Origin of the sequence: Actinomadura rifamycini DSM 43936, assembly GCF_000425065.1 — a bacterium.
In the GTDB taxonomy this organism is placed as follows: domain Bacteria; phylum Actinomycetota; class Actinomycetes; order Streptosporangiales; family Streptosporangiaceae; genus Spirillospora; species Spirillospora rifamycini.
Window position 1 is genome coordinate 238,223 of record NZ_KE384301.1, and the last position, 19,024, is coordinate 257,246.

At 76.0% G+C, this 19,024-nt stretch carries 18 protein-coding genes; 13 read left to right on the top strand and 5 right to left on the bottom strand.

Annotated elements, in window-relative coordinates:
* Positions 1–107 precede the first annotated feature (107 nt).
* From H505_RS52605 to H505_RS0137905, 6 genes are all read left to right on the top strand, one after another.
* The gene (locus H505_RS52605; protein WP_281173520.1) at positions 108–839 is read left to right on the top strand and encodes a GntR family transcriptional regulator; all 732 of its coding nucleotides are present in this window, start codon (positions 108–110) and stop codon (positions 837–839) included.
* 167 nt (positions 840–1,006) lie between these two features.
* Positions 1,007–2,458 carry a PTS ascorbate transporter subunit IIC gene (locus tag H505_RS0137885; protein WP_026406130.1) on the top strand — a complete coding sequence of 484 codons (1,452 nt, stop codon included), beginning with the start codon at positions 1,007–1,009 and terminating at the stop codon, positions 2,456–2,458.
* Between the two features lie 32 nt (positions 2,459–2,490).
* A complete protein-coding gene (locus H505_RS0137890; RefSeq protein WP_034521836.1) occupies positions 2,491–2,793 on the top strand; it encodes a PTS sugar transporter subunit IIB in 303 nt (100 codons plus the stop codon).
* Positions 2,790–3,239: a PTS sugar transporter subunit IIA gene (locus tag H505_RS46920; RefSeq protein ID WP_051301610.1), complete on the top strand. Its 450-nt coding sequence runs from the start codon at positions 2,790–2,792 to the stop codon at positions 3,237–3,239. Before H505_RS0137890 ends, H505_RS46920 begins: the two co-directional genes overlap by 4 nt.
* A complete protein-coding gene (locus H505_RS0137900; protein ID WP_051301611.1) occupies positions 3,232–4,008 on the top strand; it encodes a sugar isomerase domain-containing protein in 777 nt (258 codons plus the stop codon). The genes H505_RS46920 and H505_RS0137900 overlap by 8 nt, the downstream gene beginning before the upstream one ends.
* Before the next feature lie 136 nt (positions 4,009–4,144).
* Positions 4,145–4,402, top strand: coding sequence for an EF-hand domain-containing protein (locus tag H505_RS0137905; protein ID WP_026406133.1), 258 nt, complete (start codon positions 4,145–4,147; stop codon positions 4,400–4,402).
* Between the two features lie 76 nt (positions 4,403–4,478).
* Here the strand turns inward: H505_RS0137905 and pgi are convergent, their stop codons facing one another.
* Positions 4,479–6,125, bottom strand: coding sequence for a glucose-6-phosphate isomerase (gene pgi / locus H505_RS0137910; RefSeq protein ID WP_125612564.1), 1,647 nt, complete (start codon positions 6,123–6,125; stop codon positions 4,479–4,481).
* Positions 6,126–6,316: 191 nt separating this feature from the next.
* Between pgi and H505_RS0137915 the strand changes: the two genes are divergently transcribed.
* Complete coding sequence (locus H505_RS0137915) at positions 6,317–7,129, top strand: acyl-CoA thioesterase (protein WP_026406135.1); 813 nt, start codon at positions 6,317–6,319, stop codon at positions 7,127–7,129.
* Positions 7,130–7,159: 30 nt separating this feature from the next.
* Here the strand turns inward: H505_RS0137915 and H505_RS46925 are convergent, their stop codons facing one another.
* Positions 7,160–8,509 (bottom strand): MFS transporter, encoded by a 1,350-nt coding sequence (locus H505_RS46925; RefSeq protein WP_064743790.1) that lies wholly within the window; start codon positions 8,507–8,509, stop codon positions 7,160–7,162.
* 217 nt (positions 8,510–8,726) lie between these two features.
* Here H505_RS46925 and H505_RS0137925 point away from each other — a divergent pair, with 217 nt between their 5' ends.
* The 3 genes from H505_RS0137925 to H505_RS0137935 all read left to right on the top strand — a co-directional run bounded on the left by H505_RS0137925 (position 8,727) and on the right by H505_RS0137935 (position 11,818).
* The gene (locus H505_RS0137925; RefSeq protein WP_026406136.1) at positions 8,727–9,761 is read left to right on the top strand and encodes a lactonase family protein; all 1,035 of its coding nucleotides are present in this window, start codon (positions 8,727–8,729) and stop codon (positions 9,759–9,761) included.
* A 113-nt stretch (positions 9,762–9,874) separates the two neighbouring features.
* Positions 9,875–11,257, top strand: coding sequence for an NADP-dependent succinic semialdehyde dehydrogenase (locus H505_RS0137930; RefSeq protein WP_026406137.1), 1,383 nt, complete (start codon positions 9,875–9,877; stop codon positions 11,255–11,257).
* A gap of 129 nt (positions 11,258–11,386) precedes the next feature.
* Entirely contained in the window at positions 11,387–11,818 is a 432-nt protein-coding gene (locus H505_RS0137935) for a hypothetical protein (protein WP_026406138.1), read from the top strand.
* Between the two features lie 6 nt (positions 11,819–11,824).
* Here the strand turns inward: H505_RS0137935 and H505_RS46930 are convergent, their stop codons facing one another.
* Positions 11,825–15,121 carry a hypothetical protein gene (locus H505_RS46930; RefSeq protein WP_051301612.1) on the bottom strand — a complete coding sequence of 1,099 codons (3,297 nt, stop codon included), beginning with the start codon at positions 15,119–15,121 and terminating at the stop codon, positions 11,825–11,827.
* Between the two features lie 98 nt (positions 15,122–15,219).
* Here H505_RS46930 and mgrA point away from each other — a divergent pair, with 98 nt between their 5' ends.
* The 3 genes from mgrA to H505_RS51330 all read left to right on the top strand — a co-directional run bounded on the left by mgrA (position 15,220) and on the right by H505_RS51330 (position 17,115).
* Positions 15,220–16,245, top strand: a complete 1,026-nt coding sequence (gene mgrA, locus H505_RS0137945; protein WP_026406139.1) for an L-glyceraldehyde 3-phosphate reductase — start codon at positions 15,220–15,222, stop codon at positions 16,243–16,245.
* Positions 16,246–16,315: 70 nt separating this feature from the next.
* Positions 16,316–16,768: a YbhB/YbcL family Raf kinase inhibitor-like protein gene (locus H505_RS0137950; RefSeq protein ID WP_026406140.1), complete on the top strand. Its 453-nt coding sequence runs from the start codon at positions 16,316–16,318 to the stop codon at positions 16,766–16,768.
* A 2-nt stretch (positions 16,769–16,770) separates the two neighbouring features.
* Positions 16,771–17,115: a DUF6343 family protein gene (locus tag H505_RS51330; protein WP_211238640.1), complete on the top strand. Its 345-nt coding sequence runs from the start codon at positions 16,771–16,773 to the stop codon at positions 17,113–17,115.
* Positions 17,116–17,167: 52 nt separating this feature from the next.
* On the opposite strand, the gene H505_RS0137960 is transcribed toward H505_RS51330, so the two are convergent.
* Positions 17,168–18,043: a glycosyltransferase family 2 protein gene (locus H505_RS0137960; protein WP_051301613.1), complete on the bottom strand. Its 876-nt coding sequence runs from the start codon at positions 18,041–18,043 to the stop codon at positions 17,168–17,170.
* Positions 18,044–18,064: 21 nt separating this feature from the next.
* On the bottom strand, positions 18,065–18,952 hold the full coding sequence (locus H505_RS0137965; RefSeq protein WP_026406142.1) for a glycosyltransferase family 2 protein: 888 nt from the start codon (positions 18,950–18,952) through the stop codon (positions 18,065–18,067).
* Positions 18,953–19,024: the final 72 nt, after the last annotated feature.

A 19,024-nucleotide genomic window follows, 5' to 3' on the forward strand; every position in this document is an offset into this window, starting at 1 on the left:
GACGGGGTCGCCCGCCATGGCAAACATCGACAAAGTGGTATTGACCAATTCCGGTGCGGGACATAACGTGTGGCCACACGACATGGGCAGGGCAGGAGGTCGGATCGTTGCGTTCCGCCGGTGAGGCCCGTTCCGGGCACACGAAGCGGCAGACCGTGCAGCGTCGGCTGCTGGAGATGCTGGACGGGCTCGACGTCGGCGACGCGCTCCCGTCCGAGCGCCGGCTGGCGACGGAGCTCGGCGTCTCCCGCCCGACGTTGCGGCAGGCCATCGACGGTCTGGTCGCCGAGGGGCGGCTGAACCGCCGGCACGGCAGCGGCACCTATGTCGCCGAGCCCCGGATCGCCGTGCCGCTGACCATGTCCTCGTTCACCGAGGACATGATCCGGCGCGGGATGCGGCCCGGGGGCCGGGTGCTGTCGTTCCGCACGGAGACCGCGGGGGCGCGGATCGGCAGACGCCTGGCCCTGTCACCGGCCGAAGAGGTATTTACCATTCGGCGGCTCCGGCTCGCGGACGGCGCCACGATGGCGATCGAGACGCTGTACATGCCGCGGGCCCTGCTGCCGGACCTGCGGCGCCAGGACCTCGAAGGCGGCTCGTTCTACGAGCTGCTGCGCGCCGACGGCGTCGAGATCGCCTCGGGCACCGAGACGATCGAGCCGACCGTCGTCACCGAGGAGGAGGCCGCCGAGCTGGGCGTGCCGGTGCACATGCCGGCGTTCCTGTTCGAGCGGGTCACCCGCGACGCCGGAGGCAGGCCGCTGGAGTACGTCCGGTCGGTCTACCGCGGCGACCGCTACCGGCTGGAGCTCGACCTGCGGCCGCCCGCCCACTGACCGACCTCCGGCCCCGCCCGCCGGGGCCGGCCGACCCACCGACCCACGAGATGCGACGCACCCACCACGAACGACCGGCGTCCCCCGGGCCCCGCCCGGGACCGGCCACCCGCGCTGACGGGGGCGACAGCGCACCACCCACCCCCGAGAAGTGAGGCGATCTCACCATGGACGTCATCAAGGACATCCTCACCTTCCTGGCGGACAACGTGTTCGGCCAGGTGCCCATCCTCATCGGGCTCATCACGCTCGCCGGGCTGATCCTCCAGCGCAAGCGTTTCGAGGACGTGTTCGCCGGCGCGCTGCGCGCGACGATCGGCGTGGTGATCCTCTTCATCGGCATCGAGATCTTCAGCGGCGGGCTCACCAGCTTCCAGACGGTGCTGGCGAGCGCGATGAACACCGATCCGCCGCAGGCGGACCGCACGCTGGACGGGTTCCTGCAGGACCAGGGCGGCACGATCGCCCTGGTGATCACGGTGGCGTTCCTGCTGCACGTCGTGATCGTCCGGATCTTCCCGGCGGCCCGGTACCTCTACCTGACCGGGCACCTGATGTTCTGGATCAGCACGGTCACCGTGGCGTCGCTGGTGACGGTCGCGCCCGGCTCGAACCAGCTCACGCTCGTGCTGTGCGGTGCAGGGTTCGTCGCCGCGTACTGGACGCTGCAGCCGCTGTGGATGCGCCCGCTGATGCGCCGCGTCATGCCGGACGACCGGTTCGGCTTCGCGCACACCAGCTCGCTGGCCGCGCTGATCACCGGCTACGCCGCGCGCCCGCTGGGCAGCCGGGAGAAGCACGACACCGAGAAGCTGAAGCTGCCGCGGCAGCTGTCGTTCTTCAAGGACGTCAACGTCAGCACCGCCCTGATCATCTGCGTGATCATGCTGATCGGGGTCGCGCTCGCCGACGACAAGGTCGTCAACGAGGCCGCCGCCGCCATGGACGCCAAGCTGTCGCCGTGGGTCTGGGCGCTGCTGGTCGGCCTGCGCTTCGCGGGCGGCATCGCGATCCTGCTGTTCGGCGTGCGGATGTTCCTCGGCGAGATCGTCCCCGCGTTCAAGGGCTTCAGCGACCGGATCATCCCGGGCACCCGGCCCGCGCTGGACGCGCCGACCGTCTTCCCCGTCGCGCCGACCGCCGTCATGCTCGGCTTCGTGGCCTCCACCGTGGTGTTCCTGGCCTGCCTGGGCGTCTTCGCCGCGGCCGGCTGGTTCACGCTCGTCCCGCCCATGATCATGCTGTTCTTCGTGGGCGGCGCGGCCGGGCTGTTCGGCAACGTGGTGGCGGGCTGGCGCGGCGCCGTCCTCGGCGGCGTGGTCAGCGGCCTGATGCTGGCGATCGGGCAGGCCGTCACCTGGGGACTGTTCGAGAAGACCGCGCCGGAGCTGGCCACCCTGGCCGACCCGGACTGGTACGCGATCGCGTGGCTGCTGAAGGCCGCCGACCCGGTGCTCGGCACCGGCACGGTGTGGCTGGTGCCGGTGGCGGCGCTCGCCGCGACCGCCGCGACGCTGCTGCTCGTCCACCGCGGGGAGAAGCGCCGCGCGGTCGAGGACGGCGAGGCCGGCGACGGCCCGGAGAAGACCGGCGGCGCCGTCTCGGCCGAGAAGCCCTGACGGCGCGCATCCGAAACGAGAAGGAGACCGACATGGCACTGGACCGGCAACTGGAGATCCTCGCGGTGTGCGGGGTCGGTATGGGGTCCAGCCTGATGCTGAAGATGACCGCCGAGGACGCGCTGCGCTCGATCGGCGTGGACGCCCGGGTGGAGAACGCCGACGTGTCCACCGCGCGCGGCATGAGCCCGGACGTGGTCATCGGGCAGGGCATGCACACGGAGGAGATCGCCGACCTCGCCCCGGTGGTGATCACGATCAGCGACTTCCTGGACAAGGAGGGCCTCGCGGCGCAGCTGCGGGACCGGCTCGGCGAGCAGGGGTGGCTGGCGTGACCGCCGCCGCCCCCATCGTCGCCGCGGCCGACGGGGTCGCCGCCGCCGACTGGCGGGAGGCCGTCCGCGCGGCGGCGTCCGGGCTGGTCGCGGCGGGCGCCGCCGGCGCGGGCTACCCGGACGCGTGCGTGCGGGTGGTCGAGGACAACGGCCCGTACATCGTGCTGACGAAGGGCCTGGCGCTGGTGCACGCGCGCCCGGAGGAGGGCGGTCTGGCCGTCGGCGTCGGGGCGACCCGCCTCGCCGCGCCCGTCGAGTTCGGCCACCCCGACAACGACCCGGTGGACCTGCTGCTCGCGTTCTGCACGCCCGACCCCGACGTGCACGTCGGCACGCTGTCCGGGCTGGCGCGCGCGCTGTCGGGCGGCCTGGCCGACCGGCTCCGCGCCGCGTCCGGTGAGGACGAGCTGGCGCGCACCCTGAAGGAGGCCGTTCCCGATGCCTGACCCGTCGACGCCTGCGTCCGCCCCGGCGAACCTCCCCGGGCTCCCCGCCCGGGTGCGGGCGCTGCTCGACGACCTGGACGACGCCGCCGGCCCGGCGATCGGGGAGGCCGCCGGGCTGCTGCTGGCGGCGATCGAGGCCGACGGCATCGTGCACGTCGCCGGGGCGGGGCACTCCCTGGCGATGGTGTGCGAGACGTTCTACCGGGCGGGCGGCCTCGCCCCCGTCCGGCCGGTGTTCGACCCCGCGGTGTTCCCGCTGGACGACGCGCTGCGCAGCACCCGCGTCGAGCGGGAGCACGGGGTGGGGCGGGCCGTGGTGCAAGAGGCGGCGCCCGCGCCGCCGGACGTCGCGGTGGTGTTCTCCACCAGCGGCCGCAACCCGTACCCGGTCGAGGTGGCGCGGGAGTGCGCCGCGCGGGGCGTCCCGGTGATCGCGGTCACCTCGGCGCGGGCGTCGCGCGGCGCGGCGGCCCGGACCGACACGACCCTCGCCGACCACGCGGCGCTCGTCCTGGACACGCGGGTCCCGCCGGGCGACGTCCTGCACCCGGCGGGACGGCCCCGGACGGCGGCGGTGTCGACGGTGCTGGCCGCGTACACGTGGGCGCGCGTCCTGGCCGACCTGGACGATCTCGCGGCGGAGCGCGGCCTGGACCTGCCGCGCTGGACGAGCGCGAACGTGCCGGGCGGCGACGAGGGCAACGCGGCGCTGCTCGCCCGGTACCGGCACCGCGTCCCGGAGCTGACCGGCGGGTCCGCGCCGGATTGAGGCGGTCCGTAACGCACCGGACGGTCGTCCGCCGCCGGGCACCGGGGAACCGGTTCACCACCGGCGGCGTTTCTCCTAAGGACCGGGCCCGCAGCTGTGGCATGATGCGGGCACATCGGACCAGACGAGGAGCGAGATGACGACCAAGCCGACCGAGGACGACCTTCACGCCGTGTTCACGCGGGCGGACCTCGGCGGTGACGACAAGCTCGATCTGATGGAGTTCACGCTCGTCCTGGAGCACCTCGGACTCGCCTGGACGCGGGCCGAGACGCAGCACCGGTTCGAGCAGGCCGACACGAACTTCGACGGCTTCATCTCCTACTCCGAGCTTCGCGCCGTCCTGGACTCGGAGGGCTGGACCGGGGGCGTCGCCCCCGGCGCCCGGGCCTGACCGCACGACGACAAGGGGCGCGGGCCCGCCGGACGTCCGGCGGGCCCGCGCCCCTTGTCCGTCCCGACCGCGCGGGTCAGACCGCCCGGCCGCGCAGCTCCCGGTAGCGGCGGACGAGCGCCGCCGTCGACGGGTCCGGCGCGGCGGCGGGCGGCTCGGCGGACGTCAGCGCGGGCGTGAGGTCCTGCGCCATGACCTTGCCGAGCTCGACGCCCCACTGGTCGAAGGAGTCGATGCCCCAGATCGTGCCCTCGACGAACACGACGTGCTCGTACAGGGCGATCAGCTCGCCGAGCGTCTTCGGGGTCAGCTTCGGCACCAGGATCGTGCTGGTGGGCCGGTTCCCCGGCATGACCTTGTGCGGGACGAGCGCGGCGGGCGTCCCCTCGGCGGCGATCTCCTCGGCCGTCTTGCCGAACGCGAGCGCGGACGCCTGGGCGAGCATGTTCGCGGTCAGCAGGTCGTGCATGCCCGCCTCCCCGTCGGCGGCGTGGTCCCGGAACGGCTCGGCGAAGCCGATGAAGTCGGCGGGGACGAGCCGGGTCCCCTGGTGGAGCAGCTGGTAGAAGGCGTGCTGCCCGTTCGTCCCGGGCTCGCCCCAGAAGATCGCGCCGGTCTGCGCGACGACCGGGGCCCCGTCGGCCCGCACCGACTTGCCGTTGGACTCCATCGTGAGCTGCTGCAGGTAGGCGGGGAACCTGGCCAGCCGCTGGCTGTAGGGCAGCACGGCGCGGGTCTGGGCGCCGAAGAAGTCGGTGTACCACACGCCGAGCAGGCCCATCAGGACGGGCATGTTGGCGTCCAGCGGCGCCGTGCGGAAGTGCTCGTCGATCTCCCGGAACCCCGCCAGCATCTCGCGGAACGCCTCGCCGCCGATCGCGATCATCAGCGACAGGCCGATCGCGGAGTCGAGCGAGTAGCGGCCGCCCACCCAGTCCCAGAAGCCGAACATGTCGGCGGTGTCGATGCCGAACTCGGCGACCCGCTCGGCGTTGGTGGAGACCGCGACGAAGTGCCGCGACACGGCGGCCGGGTCGCCGAGCCGCTCCACGAGCCAGGTCCGCGCGACCCGGGCGTTGGTGAGCGTCTCCAGCGTCCCGAACGTCTTGGAGCTGATCACGAACAGCGTCGTCGCGGGGTCGAGGTCCGCGAGGGCGGCACCGACGTCCGCCGGGTCGACGTTCGACACGAACCTGCACGCGATGCCGGCGTCCGCGTAGTCGCGGAGGGCCTCGTAGGCCATGGCGGGGCCGAGGTCGGACCCGCCGATGCCGATGTTGACGACCGTCCGGATCCGCTCGCCGGTGAACCCCGTCCGCTCCCCCGCGCGGACCTGGGCCGCGAAGTCGGCCATCCTGTCGAGGACGGCGTGCACGTCCCCCGCGACGTTCTGCCCGTCCACCGTCAGTTCCGCGCCGGGCGGCAGCCGCAGCGCGGTGTGCAGGACCGCCCGGTCCTCGCTGACGTTGATGTGCTCCCCCGCGAACATCGCGTCGATCCGCTCGCGCAGGCCCGCACGTTCGGCGAGGGCGGTCAGCAGCCCGATCGTCTCGCCGGTGACCCGGTGCTTGGAGTAGTCCAGGTGCAGGTCGCCCGCGGTCACGGTCATGCGGTCGGCGCGCCCCGGGTCGTCCGCGAACAGCTCGCGCAGGTGCCGCCCGGCCAGGGCGGCCTGGTGCTCGGCCAGCGCGGACCACTCGGGCGCCTCGGTGATATCAGCCATTGCCTCTCTCATCTCCTCGCCGGGACGGGCGCCGCTCCCCCGGGCGCTTCCCGTACCCGACGCGATCATAGGGCGGCGCCCCGGCACCGCACGAAGGCCGTCCCCGCACCATGGGGGTTCCGCCCCGGATGCCCGTTTCGTTTCCGGCGCGGATAGGGTCGCGCCATCCGGTCCGGCAGGAGGGTGCGTTCATGAGCGACGGGGTCCCGCACGACATCACGCGGCTGTTCGACCTGGCGGCGCTCGGCGAGGACTCGTTCCTGGCCACCGCGCCGTCGGTGGGGCGGCCGCGGCTGTTCGGCGGCCAGGTCGCCGGGCAGAGCCTGCGGGCCGCGTGCCTGACCGCGGGCGGCCGCCCGCCGCACTCGCTGCACGCCTACTTCATCCGCCCCGGCATGCCGGACGAGCCGCTGACGCTCGACGTCGCCCGGACCCGGGACGGGCGCTCGTTCTCGACCCGGCACGTGACGGCGAGCCAGGGCGGCAAGCCGATCCTGGAGCTGATCGCGTCCTTCCACGAGCCCGAGGACGGGTTCGACTGGCAGCCCGGGGCGCCGTCCGGGACGCCGTCCCCCGAGACGCTGCCGCGCGCGGAGCTGCCCGCGTTCTTCAAGCATCCCGTCGGGTTCGACATCCGCGTGCTGAACCCGCCCGCGGAGGGCGAGTTCCGGCTCCCGCACCCGTTCTGGATCCGCGCGTCCGGAACCGTCGGGGACGACCCGGCCTTGCACGCGTGCCTCGTCGCCTACCTGACGGACATGGGCGTGGTGAGCAGCGCCCGCGCGCCCGGCTCCCCCCACGAGCTCGCCACGGCCGTCACCCTCGACCACGCGGTGTGGTTCCACCGCCCGCCGCGCGTCGACCGGTGGCTGCTGTACTCGGTGGACCCGGTGACGAACCACGGCGCCCGCGGTCTGGCCCGCGGCACCCTGCACACGGCGGACGGCACCCTGCTGGCGTCCATCGCCCAAGAGGCCCTGCTGCGCCCCGCGTCCGGGGGCTGACCGGGGGCCCGCCGAGCGGCGGGCGCCCGGTCACCTCCCGGCGGCCGCCGACGCGGTCGGCTGCGCGGTGGACGCCGCGCTCCGTGCGGGCACGGGCGTCCCGGCGGGGTGCGGCACCGTGACCGCGGTCGGCACCGGTCCGGCGGCGGCCGGGGCCTGCGCCGGGGTCGCGGGGCGGGTGCGGCGGAGGCGGGCGAAGCCGTAGGCGGCGGCCAGCGCGGCGGCGAGGCTGACGGCGCCGGCGAGGACGAGCGCGGTGCGCGGGCCCAGGGTGTCGCACAGGACGCCGAGGGCCGGACCGCCGACGGCGCCGGACGCGGCGCCCACCATGCCCTGCGCGGAGATCACCCGGCCGCGCAGGTGGCCGGGGCTGTCGAGCTGGACGCGGGTGCTGACGGTGGTGTCCAGGACGACCGCCGCCGCGGCGATCGGCAGCATCGCGGCGCCGAACAGCAGGAGGGTGGGCGCGCCGCCGCTGAGCATCTGCCCGGCGGCGCAGACGGTCGCGGCGATCAGCAGGAGGCGCAGCGGGAGGCGGAGGCGGGACGCGGCGTAGACGCCGCCGAGCACGGTGCCGACGGCGAAGGCGACCGACAGCGCGCCGTAGCCGGAGGCGCCGGCGGCCAGCGGGCCCTCCGCCATGGCGGCCATGGTGACCTGGTAGTTGCGGCCGAGGCTGCCGAGGACGAACGCGAGCCCGAACATGATCAGCATGCGGGGGTCGCGCAGCACGTACCGGAACCCGGCGGCGATGCCGCGCTCCCCCGGCTCGGACGGCGGGAGCCGGTGGAACTCCCGGCGGCGCATGAGCGCGAGCGCGACCAGGACGCCGAGGAAGCTCGCGGAGTTGGTGAAGAACGCGCCGGGCACGCCGAAAAGGGGGATCACGACCCCGGCGAGGCTCATGCCGAGGATCCGGCCGCCGGAGCTGAGCACCGAGCCGAGCGCGAGGCCGTTGGACAGGTCCTCCGGGCCGACGACCTCGGCGCCGAACCGGCCGAGGGCGGGCGAGGTGAGGGCGGTCGCCAGGCCGGACGCCAGCGAGATCGCGTAGAGGGCGCCGACCGAGGACGGCTCGCCGAGCGCGATGCAGGCCAGCACCGCCGACAGCAGCGCCTGGACGAGCTGGCCCGCGCCGACGCCCGCGCGGACGGGCAGCCGGTCGGCGATCACGCCGCCCCAGGGCCCGATCAGCATCGTCGGGAGCGCCTGCATGACCAGGCCGAGCCCGACGCTGGTCGCCGAGCCGGTGATGGACAGGATGAGCCAGTTGAGGGCGAGGACCTGCATCCATGTCCCCGTGATGGAGACGAAGTCGGCGATGGCCCAGAGCCGGTAGTTGTGATGGCGCAGCGAGCGCAGCATCACCGGGAACGTCAAGGTCCTCTCCCCCCAAGAAACGGCAAAGGGCATTAAACGCGAAGAACTTCGCAGATCTTGCCAAATCGGGCGAGTGTATGGGGTTTGTCACGTTTATCTCCGGCTTCGGGATGCGGGCCGCCGCGCCGCCCGGGAGCCGGACCCGCCGCGTTAGGCTCGCCTGCGGCCGTCCGACCGGACGGCCGGTTCGCGGAACGGCGGGAGACGGGGGTCCGGGGTGGACGAGCGGGCGTTCTGGGTGGGCACGTACACCGGCGAGGCGGGCGGCGGCGCGGGCGTCTACCGGGTCCGGCGCCGCGCCGACGGGACCCTCGCCGACGCGCGGCTCGCCGCCGAGGCCGTCTCCCCCTCCTACCTCGCCGCCCACCCGGACGGCCGCGTCGTGTACGCGGTGCGCGAGGAGGACGCGGGCGGCGTGGCGGCCTTCGAGGTCGACGGCGACGGGCTGCGCGAGATCGGCCGGCGCGACGCCGGCGCCCTGCCGTGCCACGTGTCGGTGACGCCCGGCGGCGGGCACCTGCTGGTCGCCGACTACGGGTCGGGGACGGTCCGGGCCGTGCCGCTCGCGCCGGACGGCGGGTTCGCGGGCGAGCCCGCCGTGGCGGAGGGCCACGGCACGGGCCCCGTGGCCGACCGGCAGGAGGGCCCGCACGCCCACATGGCCGTGTCCGCGCCCGACGGCCTCGTGCTGACGACCGACCTCGGCGCCGACCTGGTCCGCGCGTTCCGGCTCGAGGGCGGCGGCCTGCGCCTCGCCGGCGAGACGCCCCTCCCCGCCGGGTGCGGCCCGCGCCACCTCGCCTTCCACCCGAGCGGGCACGTCTACGTGATCACCGAGCTGGCGGGGACGGTGCTGGTGCTGCGGCCGGTCGCGGGGCCCGAGCACGGGTACGCGGCGCTGGAGGTGCTCGGCGAGTCGCCCGCCCTGGCCTCCCCCGGCGGCGGCCTCGCCCAGTGCGCGGCGATCAAGCTCGGGGACGGCGGCCGGTTCCTCTACACGTCCACCCGGGGCGCCGACGTGGTGACGGCCCACCGGATCGCGGACGGCGGCGCGCGCCTCGAGCCCGTCGCGGACGTCCCGTCCGGCGGCGCGTGGCCGCGCGACCTGCACGTGGACGGCCCGTGGCTGCACGTCGCGAACGAGCGGAGCGACGCGGTCGCCTCCTTCCGGATCGGGGACGACGGCGTGCCGGTCCCGGCCGGGGAGCCGCTGGCGGTGCCCGCGCCGGTGTGCCTCGCGCCCGTCGTGTAGCGGTCCGCGCCGGGCGGGCACGCCCGCCCGCGGCCCCCGCCCGGGACCCGGTTTTCCGGTGCGCCGCCCGGGCACCTCCCGAATGAATCACAACATTCAGGGAGTGTCCGGACATGACGACGATCGCCACGACCAACCCCGCCACGGGGAAGGTCGAGAAGACCTTCGACGCGGCATCGGACGAGGAGGTCGACCGGCGCGTCGCGCTGGCGGCGGAGACCTTCGCGACCTACCGGAACACCGGCCTCGAGCAGCGGGCCGCGTGGATGAACGCGGCGGCCGACATCCTGGACCGGGAGGCGCGGGAGATCGGCGCCATGCTCACCACGGAGATGGGCAAGACGCTCGCGGCCGCCGAGACCGAGGCGCGCAAGTGCGCGAAGGCGTGCCGGTTCTACGCCGGGCACGCGGCCGGGTTCCTCGCCGAGCACCGCCCCGCCGACCCCGCGGACGTGGGGGCGCGGGACGCGTACGTCCGCTACGAGCCGATGGGCCCGGTGCTGGCGGTGATGCCGTGGAACTTCCCGCTCTGGCAGGTGATCCGGTTCGCGGCGCCCGCGCTGATGGCGGGCAACGTCGGCCTGCTCAAGCACTCCTCGAACGTCCCGCAGACCGCGCTGTTCCTGGAGGACCTATTCCGCCGCGCCGGGTTCCCCGAGGGCGCGTTCCAGACGCTGCTCATCGGGTCGTCCAAGGTCGAGCGGGTCCTGCGCGACCCCCGGGTGAAGGCCGCCACGCTCACCGGCAGCGAGCCCGCCGGACGGTCGGTGGCCGCGATCGCCGGGGAGGAGATCAAGCCGACGGTGCTGGAGCTCGGCGGCAGCGACCCGTTCGTGGTCATGCCATCGGCCGACCTGGCGGCGGCCGCGCGGACCGCCGCCGACTCCCGGTGCCTCAACAACGGGCAGAGCTGCATCTCGGCGAAGCGGTTCATCGTCCACGAGGACTGCGCCGACGAGTTCCAGGAGCTCTTCGTCGAGGCCATGCGCGGCAAGCGGGTCGGCGACCCCATGGACCCGGACACCGACGTCGGCCCGCTGGTCGGCGAGGACGGCCGCGCCGGCGTCGAGGAGCTGGTCGCGGACGCCGTCGGCAAGGGCGCCCGCGTGCTGTGCGGGGGCGAGCGCCCCGACCGTCCCGGCTGGTACTACCCGCCGACGGTGATCGCGGACGTGACCACCGAGATGCGGATGTTCCACGAGGAGGTGTTCGGGCCGGTCGCGTCGCTGTTCCGGGTGCGCGGCGTCGACACGGCGATCGAGCTGGCGAACGCGACCGGCTTCGGGCTCGGCTCCAACGCGTGGACGCGCGACGACGCCGAACGGGACCGGTTCGTCCGGGAACTGGACGCCGGGCAGGTCTTCGTGAACGGGATGACGACCTCGTACCCGGAGCTTCCTTTCGGCGGCGTCAAGCGCTCCGGGTACGGGCGGGAGCTGTCCGCCGAGGGAATGCGCGAATTCTGCAACGCCAAGACGGTCTGGGCGGCCGCCTGAAATCACCGGCCCGAGTTTTCCCGGCGGAAATCCCGGGCCGCAATCCGCGCACGGTTACGCCGCGGGTAATCGCCGCGGTGACCCGCGCGGTCATAGCGTCGTGGCATCGGCCCGAGGAAAGGAATCCCGATGACCACGACCCCTTCCATCACCGAGAACCTCCCCGGCCGGGGCCTGCCCGCCGGCGGCGCCCGCCTGCTCCGCCTCGCGCTCCGCCTCGACGCCGGCGTGACCGCCGCCAACGGCCTCGCCTACCTGGCGCTGGCGGGCCCGGTGGACGACCTCTTCGGCCTCGCCCCCGGGCCCGGACGCGCGCTCGGCGCGCTCCTGCTCGGCTACGCGGCGCTCGTCTGGGCGGTGTCGGTGCCCGCCCGGCCGAACCGGCTCGCCGTCACCGCCGTCGTCGAGGCCAACCTGCTGTGGACCGTCCTCAGCGTCGCGGCGGTCGTGCTGGGCTGGTTCGCGCTCACCACCGCGGGCGCCGTGTGGGCGGTGCTGCAGGCGATCGCGGTGGCGGGCTTCGCGGCGGTGCAGTACACCGCGCTGCGCCGCGGCCGCTGAGCCCGGTCACCCGTCCGGGTCGGCGTCGATCGCCTGCACCCGGACGTCCACGTGCGGCGAACGGCGCAGGTCGTCCAGCACCGCCCGCCACTCGTCCGGCCACCCCGCCGCGTCGCCCGCCGTGCCGACGGCCCGCATCGCCAGCAGGTGCGCCACCAGGTGCCCTTGTGCGATCAGGCCCCGCACGGCGGGCAGGAGGAGCGGCGGCGGCAGCGGCGCCCGCCGGCCGCGCCGGTGGCCGAAGACGCTCCTCAAGCGCCAGTCCAGCCCCAGCGCCACCGCCGGCCGGTCGCGCAGCAGTTCCGCGAGGGACCCGACCGCCGCGGCGAGCTCGCCCGCCGTGGCCAGGCGGGGCTCGGCCAGTGGCGGGGACGCGAACGCCAGGTCCACGACCTGCTGGAGGTGCAGCGGATGGGGCGCCAGCAGCGCGGCCGCCCGGCGGGCCAGGTCGGCCGCCGCGGGGTCGGCGCGGCCCCGGCCGTGCCTCGCGGCGAGCACCCGCACGAGGGAGAGCAGGCGGCGCCGGGCGGGCCCGCGGGCACCGGCCTCGGGCAGCAGCCGCTCCAGGACGCCGAGGACCTCGCCGCGGACCGCCCCGGCGTACATCAGTGCCTCCAGGACGGGCAGCTCGGCGTCCCCGGCGGGGTCCGCGGGGTCCCCCACGGCGGCGAGCAGGTCGTCGAAGCCGCCCTCGTAGTGGCGCGCCCACACCCCGAACGCCGCCGTCCCGCGCCACCGCACGCCCGGGCCGTCCGCGGCGGCGAGCAGCCGCCTGACCAGCGCGGCGTACCGGGGCCGGACGGCCGGCGCGTACTCCTCCGGCACCGCCTGGAAGAGCGTCCGGAGCAGCGGTTCGGACGCGTACGGCCCGGCGGCGTCCTCCAGGGCGGTGAAGGTCCGGGGGTCCTCGGGGATCCGGCGCAGCGCCGCGGCGACGGCGGCGCGCACGTCCCGGTGCAGGTGCGGATCGCGCCACGCGCCGAGCAGGGCGTCCGCCGCGCCGGGCGGCCGCAGCCGCTCCAGCAGCCGGGCGGCCTGCTTGCGCGCCGTCACCTTCGCGTCCGGCCCGGTCAGCGTCCCCGCCAGCACGGGGCCGAGCGTGGACGGCGCCACCCCGGCGCAGCAGCCCGCGACGGCCGCGACCGCGTACGGCGAGCCCGCGCCGCGCGCGAACCCGAGCAGGAGGCCGAGCGCCTCCGCCGGGCGGTCCGTCCCCGCCATCGCCTCCATCGCGGCCTCGGCGAGGACGGCGTCGGCCCCGCCGGCCCACGCGGCGAGATCGTCGAGGGTCCCGGGGAGGCGGCCGAGGGACGCGACGGCCGCGATCCGCGTGTCCGCCGGCGGCGCGTCGTCGCGCGCGACGCCGTTCAGCGCCTCCCGGACCCGGTCGACCTGGGCGGGCGTCCAGCGTCCCGGGTCCTGCGGCCGCACCCGGGACGTCCGCTCCCCGAGGGCGGCGCGCCCCAGCAGGTCGGTGCGGCGGCTCGCGACGACGCGCCAGACCTCGGGCACCTCGACCGCGGCCGGGTCGGCCGCCACGAGCTCCGCCGCGCGGTCGGCGCGGCGGGCCGGGCGGTCGAGCGCCCCGGCGCGCAGGTCGTCCTGGATCTCGGCCAGCCGGAAGGCCCGGCGGTGGAGGGACCACGCCAGCTCGATCGCGAGCGCGGGGTCGCGCCGCTCCCGGGCGGCCCGCAGCCGGGGGCGCAGGACGTCCAGCAGGTCGTGCTCGGCGCCGCGCGGCAGGACGAGGTCGAGGTAGTGGTCGTCGTCCCGGAGCTGCTCGGTGCCGCACCGCGCGACCAGCCGGTCGTAGACCCCGTACGCCCACGGCCGCAGGTCCGGGGCGTGGGCGAGCGCGCGGTCGGCCAGGTTCCGCAGCGCCCGCCGCGTCGCCTTCGAGGAGTCGCGGGACTCGACGGCCGCCGCGGCGAGCCCGTCCAGCGGCCCGGCGAGCGCGCCGCCCAGGAGGGCCACCGGGACGGACGCGAGCGCCTCGATCAGCGCGCGCCGCAGCGGGTCCCGCTCGCGGCGGGCGCGGTCCGCCAGCTCGCGGACCACGCCGAGCAGCACCGTGCCGTCGCCGGTGCGGGCCGCCGCCCCGACCAGCAGCCCGCGGGCGAGCCCGCGCCGCTTCGGGTCGCCGGTGAGCGCCGCCTCCCGCAGCGGCCCGGCCGCCTCCGCGTACGGGAGGTGGGCGGTCAGCTTCAGCGGGATGTCGGGATCGTCCAGCCTGAGGCGGGCCGAGTGCCACACCGACCCGTGCCAGTCGAGCATCCGCCGTGCCTCCGCCGCGGCGCGGTCCGGCGGCAGCAGCGGGAGCAGCGGGAACGCCTGCAGGCCCGGGAACGGGCCCCCGCGCCGCTCCACGATCGCGTCGAACAGCGGGCCGCGGCGCCCCGGTCGGATGAGCGCGAACATCCGGGCGAGCCCGTGGCCGTCGGCCGGCAGGGTGCCCAGCAGTTCCCGGTCGGGCAGGGAGTGCAGGTGCTCGTCCCGCGAGAGCAGCCCGCCGTACGGACCGCCCGCGGCGATCGCCAGCCGGCCGGCGCGGACGGCGTCGACCGCGAACAGCCGCCGCGCGACCGTCTTCGGGAGTCGCCCCCGCACGGCGTTGCGGACGTCCTCCCGCTCGAGGAGTTCGAGCAGCCCCGCCGGGTCGTGCCGGGCCAGGGCGGCGGGGACGGGCCCGCGGCGGCGCAGCCAGCCCCACTCCGCCGCCCGCCGCCGGGCGAGCGCGAGGAGCGGGCCGGGATGCCGCTCGGCGAGGGCCCGCCACGCGGTGACGGCGCCGTCCAGGTCCGGCAGCCACCGGGCGACCGCGCCGCCGGAGCAGGCGGGCAGCAGCGCGGCCGCCTCCCGGTCGCCCCAGCGGGCGCGGACGTCCGGCAGGAGGCGGTCGGCGAGCGCGGCGCGGTCGCCGTGCCGCAGCGTCCGGTAGAAAGCCCGCCGCAGGTCGGCGGGGGCGTCGTCCAAGACGGCCGCCGCCGCGTCGTCGGCGACGGGGAGCGTCCGGACGGCGCGCAGCGCGGCCCGCCGCAGCGCCGGATCGGGGCCCGCGAGGGCGCGCTCGATGAACGGGAGGCGGCGGGCGGCCATCGCCATGTGCAGTGCGGTGCGGCGCTCGTACCGTCCGCCCGCGGCCAGCTCGTCGAGGAGCGCGGTCAGCGCGGGGGTCCCGGCGAGGCGCCGGGCGTGCAGGGCCAGGGCGCGCATGCGCTCCGGGTACGGGAGGGGTTCGACGCGCGCGAGGAGTTCGCCCGCGCGTTCTTCGGCCGGTTCCGGGACCGGCGCGGTGGGGCTCAACGGCCCGGGCGGAGACCGCCCTTCCTGATCGTCATGGCCCGATCATGGACGATCCGGCGCCGGTCCGGCAAGTCCCGGCCGCTGACACAATCGTGGCCATGACCTATGTGGCCGCTGACGATCGATACGACCAGGCGCCCTACCGGCGGTGCGGGCGCAGCGGGCTGCGGCTCCCGGCGATCTCGCTGGGGCTGTGGCACAACTTCGGCGACGACCGCCCGCTGGACGTGCAGCGGGCGATCCTGCGCCGCGCGTTCGACCTCGGGGTGACGCACTTCGACCTGGCGAACAACTACGGCCCGCCGTACGGGTCCGCGGAGAGCAACTTCGGCCGGATCCTGCGGGCGGACCTCGCCCCCTACCGCGACGAGCTGATCATTTCGACGAAGGCGGGCTACGACATGTGGCCCGGCCCGTACGGCGAGTGGGGCTCGCGCAAGTACCTGCTCGCCAGCCTGGACCAGTCGCTGCGGCGGATGGGCGTGGACTACGTCGACATCTTCTACAGCCACCGGTTCGACCCGGAGACGCCGCTCGAGGAGACGATGGGCGCGCTGGACCACGCCGTCCGGTCCGGGAAGGCGCTGTACGCGGGCATCTCGTCGTACTCGCCGGAGCGGACGGCCGAGGCCGCGGCGATCCTGCGGGAGATGGGCACGCCGCTGCTGATCCACCAGCCGTCGTACTCGATGCTGAACCGGTGGATCGAGGGCGGGCTGCTCGACACGCTGGAGGCGGAGGGCGTCGGCTGCATCGCGTTCTCCCCGCTGGCGCAGGGGATGCTGACCGGCAAGTACCTCGACGGGGTCCCGGCGGGGTCGCGGGCCAGCAGGGGCACGTCGTTCTCGCCGGACCTGCTGACCGAGGAGAACCTGCGGCACGTCCGGACGCTGAACGAAATCGCGGCGGGGCGGGGCCAGTCCCTCGCGCAGCTGGCCCTCGCCTGGTCGCTGCGGGACGGGCGGGTCACCTCGGCGCTGATCGGCGCGAGCAGCGTCGCTCAGCTCGAGGAGAACCTCGCCGCCCTGGACCGGCCGGACTTCACCGCCGACGAGCTGGCCGCGATCGACCGGGACGCGGTGGAGGCGGGCATCAACATCTGGGCGGCGTCCAGCGCGGGCTGACCCGCGGCCGCGGGCGGGACGGCCGGAACCGCGCACGGTTCGTCCCGTTCCCTCCGGGCACGGGGTCGGCATGAAGGAGATGACCCTGCGCAGCGGAGCGTTCAACGACCACACGATCATCCCGTCGGAGTACTCGCACGACAGCGGCGACGTGTCCCCGCCGCTGGAGTGGTCGGAGGCCCCCGAGGAGGTCGTGGAGATCGCGCTGGCCTGCGAGGACCCGGACGCGCCCACCGGCACCTTCGCGCACTGGCTGGTGGCCGGGATCGACCCGGCGACGACCGGGCTGGACCCGGGCGAGCGGCCGACCGGGGCCGTCCTCGGCCGCAACGACTACGGCGCCGAAGGGTACGGCGGGCCCAAGCCGCCGGTCGGCGACGACCCGCACCGGTACTTCTTCCGGCTGTACGGGCTCGCGGAGCCGTCCGGGCTGGGCCGCGGGTTCACCGCGGAGGACCTGCGCGTCGCGATGCAGGACAAGGTCGTGGCGGCGGGGACGCTCGTCGGCACGTTCGCCCGGTAGCCGTGGCGGGCGACGGCGGGCCCGGCCCGCGGCGACCGGAGGACGGCCGGGGCCGCGAGCAGGGACACGGGCAGGGAGACGGGCAGGGACACGGCCGGGGGCACCGTCCGGAGCGCCGCGGGCGGCGGCCCGGCACCGAACCGCTCACCGCCCGCAGTCCGCTGCGGCTGCGGGCGGTGCTGTCGTCGGTCGCGCTGGTCGCGGCGGCCGCCGCCGCGATCGTCTTCGCGGTGAGCGCCGCCGCGGACGGCGGCGACGGGGAGTGGGCGGCGGCGGGCCTGTGCGCGGCCGTCGCCGTCATCGCCGCGCTCGACCTGGTGGTCATCGCGCGCCGCGCCCGCCCCTGACCCGTCCGGGGCGTTTCCGCGGGGCGCGCGTTCGGTGGGCCGTCCCGCCGGTTCAGCAGTTCTCGAGCCGGGCCTTGTCGGCCTCGACCGCGGGCGGCAGGGAGCGGCGGTCGCGCAGCACGCGGGGCAGCACCCGGACGGCGGCGGCGAGCCCGGCGCGTCCGTCCGGGGTGCGCAGCGCGGCCGCGGCGGTGCGGGCGACCACCGCCGGCGGGCGCCGCAGCCACGCGGTCAGGAGCCGGTTGCGGGTCTCCCGGGCGCGGCGCCAGGCCTGGTCGCGGACCTCCCGCGACGGGTGGTGGTGCACGACCAGCTCGGGCACGTACGCCATCCCCCAGCCCGCGGCGGCCAGGTCGAGGGCCAGCAGCTCCTCCTCGCCCGCGAAGTGCAGGACGTCCGAGAAGCCGCCGACGTCGAGGAACGCGTCGCGGCGCACGACGGCCGAGCAGGCGAGGAAGCCGAGGACCGCGGGGCCCGGCAGCCCGTCCGGGCGGCCGAGGGGCGCGGCGGCCATCTCCGCCGACACCGGGTCGAGCCGCTCCTCCGGGCCGACGAGCACGCGGGCCGCGAGCAGTGCGACCCGCGGATGCGCGTCGAGGATCTCCACGGCGCGGGCGAGCGAGCCGGGCGCCCACCAGGAGTCGTCGTCGGCGAACGCGACGTAGCGGGTGCCGGCCTCGACCGCGCCGGCGTTGCGGGCGGCGGCGCCGCGGTTGCCCGGCAGCCGCAGCACCCGGGCGCCCGCCGCCGCGGCGGCGTCGGCGGTCCCGTCGGCGGACGCGTTGTCGGCGACGATCACCGGGGCGGCGTGCCGGGCGAGGCTGCGGCGCAGCTCCGGGGCGCGGTCGCGGGTCGCGACGACGATCGTGACCCCGGACGTCTCGGGCGGCCGCACGCGGGCGGCGGCCTCGGAGCGGATATCGGTCATGTGCGGTCCCTCCCGGGCCGGTCAGCTCACGTAGCGGCGGGCCCTGGACGTCCGCTGGGACGCCTCCAGGGTGCGCAGGCGGTCCTCGACGTCGCGGGGCAGCGGGCGGCGCTCCCGCGCGACCCAGCCGAGCCCGGCCGCCGCCTCCGCGAGCGCGGCGGCGGTGACCCGGTCGCGGGGCAGCGTCCGCAGCAGCCCGGCGGTGCGGCGCGCGGCGGCGGGCAGCGGGCGGCGCAGCCACGTGAACCACAGCGTGTTGCGGATGCCGTGGCGGCGCCGCAGGTGCGCGTCCCGCAGCGGGGACGGCGCGTGGTGCACGACGACGTCCTCGGCGTAGCACAGGTGCCAGCCGCGCGTCATCAGGTCGGCGCTGAGCAGCTCCTCCTCGCCGCCCAGCCACAGCCGCGGCGAGAACCCGCCCGCCTCCCGGAACGCCTCGACGCGGACCATGGACGCGCCCGCCAGGAACGACCCGAGCGCGGGCCCCGGCAGCCCCGGCGGGCCGGGGACGGGCGAGTCCCGCAGCTCGGGGACGATCGGGTCCTCGCGCCCGCCGGGCTCCACCAGGATCCGGCCGGTGACGACGGCGAGCCGCGGGTGCGCGTCCAGCAGCGCCGCCGCGCGGGCCGGGGCGTCCGGCTCCCACCAGGTGTCGTCGTCGCAGAACGCCGCGTACGGCGTCCGCACGTGGTCGACCGCGAGGTTCCGGGCGACGGCCCCGAGGTTCTCCGGCGACCTGATCAGCCGGGCCGCGGGGAACTCCGCGGCGACCGCGTCCGGCGTGCCGTCCCCGGAGGCGTTGTCGACCACGATGACCGGCGGGCCGTCCGGCAGGTCCCGCAGGCGGGCGAGGACGGCCAGCAGGGATTCGCGCCGGTCCCTGGTGATGACGACGACGGTATAGCGCATGGGTCGGCGCTACCCCCGGCGCGGCCCCTCATGCGCCCGCCCGAGACCGGAATCGGCTCTGACGTGCCACGA

What these genes read in the sequence shown, in the direction of transcription:
- H505_RS0137885 (WP_026406130.1), top strand. Translation starts at nt 1,007, where the DNA reads ATGGACGTCATCAAGGACATCCTCACCTTCCTGGCGGACAACGTGTTC.
- H505_RS0137890 (WP_034521836.1), top strand. Translation starts at nt 2,491, where the DNA reads ATGGCACTGGACCGGCAACTGGAGATCCTCGCGGTGTGCGGGGTCGGT.
- H505_RS0137900 (WP_051301611.1), top strand. Translation starts at nt 3,232, where the DNA reads ATGCCTGACCCGTCGACGCCTGCGTCCGCCCCGGCGAACCTCCCCGGG.
- H505_RS0137905 (WP_026406133.1), top strand. Translation starts at nt 4,145, where the DNA reads ATGACGACCAAGCCGACCGAGGACGACCTTCACGCCGTGTTCACGCGG.
- pgi (WP_125612564.1), bottom strand. Translation starts at nt 6,125, where the DNA reads ATGGCTGATATCACCGAGGCGCCCGAGTGGTCCGCGCTGGCCGAGCAC.
- H505_RS0137915 (WP_026406135.1), top strand. Translation starts at nt 6,317, where the DNA reads ATGAGCGACGGGGTCCCGCACGACATCACGCGGCTGTTCGACCTGGCG.
- H505_RS0137930 (WP_026406137.1), top strand. Translation starts at nt 9,875, where the DNA reads ATGACGACGATCGCCACGACCAACCCCGCCACGGGGAAGGTCGAGAAG.
- H505_RS0137935 (WP_026406138.1), top strand. Translation starts at nt 11,387, where the DNA reads ATGACCACGACCCCTTCCATCACCGAGAACCTCCCCGGCCGGGGCCTG.
- mgrA (WP_026406139.1), top strand. Translation starts at nt 15,220, where the DNA reads ATGACCTATGTGGCCGCTGACGATCGATACGACCAGGCGCCCTACCGG.
- H505_RS0137950 (WP_026406140.1), top strand. Translation starts at nt 16,316, where the DNA reads ATGAAGGAGATGACCCTGCGCAGCGGAGCGTTCAACGACCACACGATC.
- H505_RS0137960 (WP_051301613.1), bottom strand. Translation starts at nt 18,043, where the DNA reads ATGACCGATATCCGCTCCGAGGCCGCCGCCCGCGTGCGGCCGCCCGAG.
- H505_RS0137965 (WP_026406142.1), bottom strand. Translation starts at nt 18,952, where the DNA reads ATGCGCTATACCGTCGTCGTCATCACCAGGGACCGGCGCGAATCCCTG.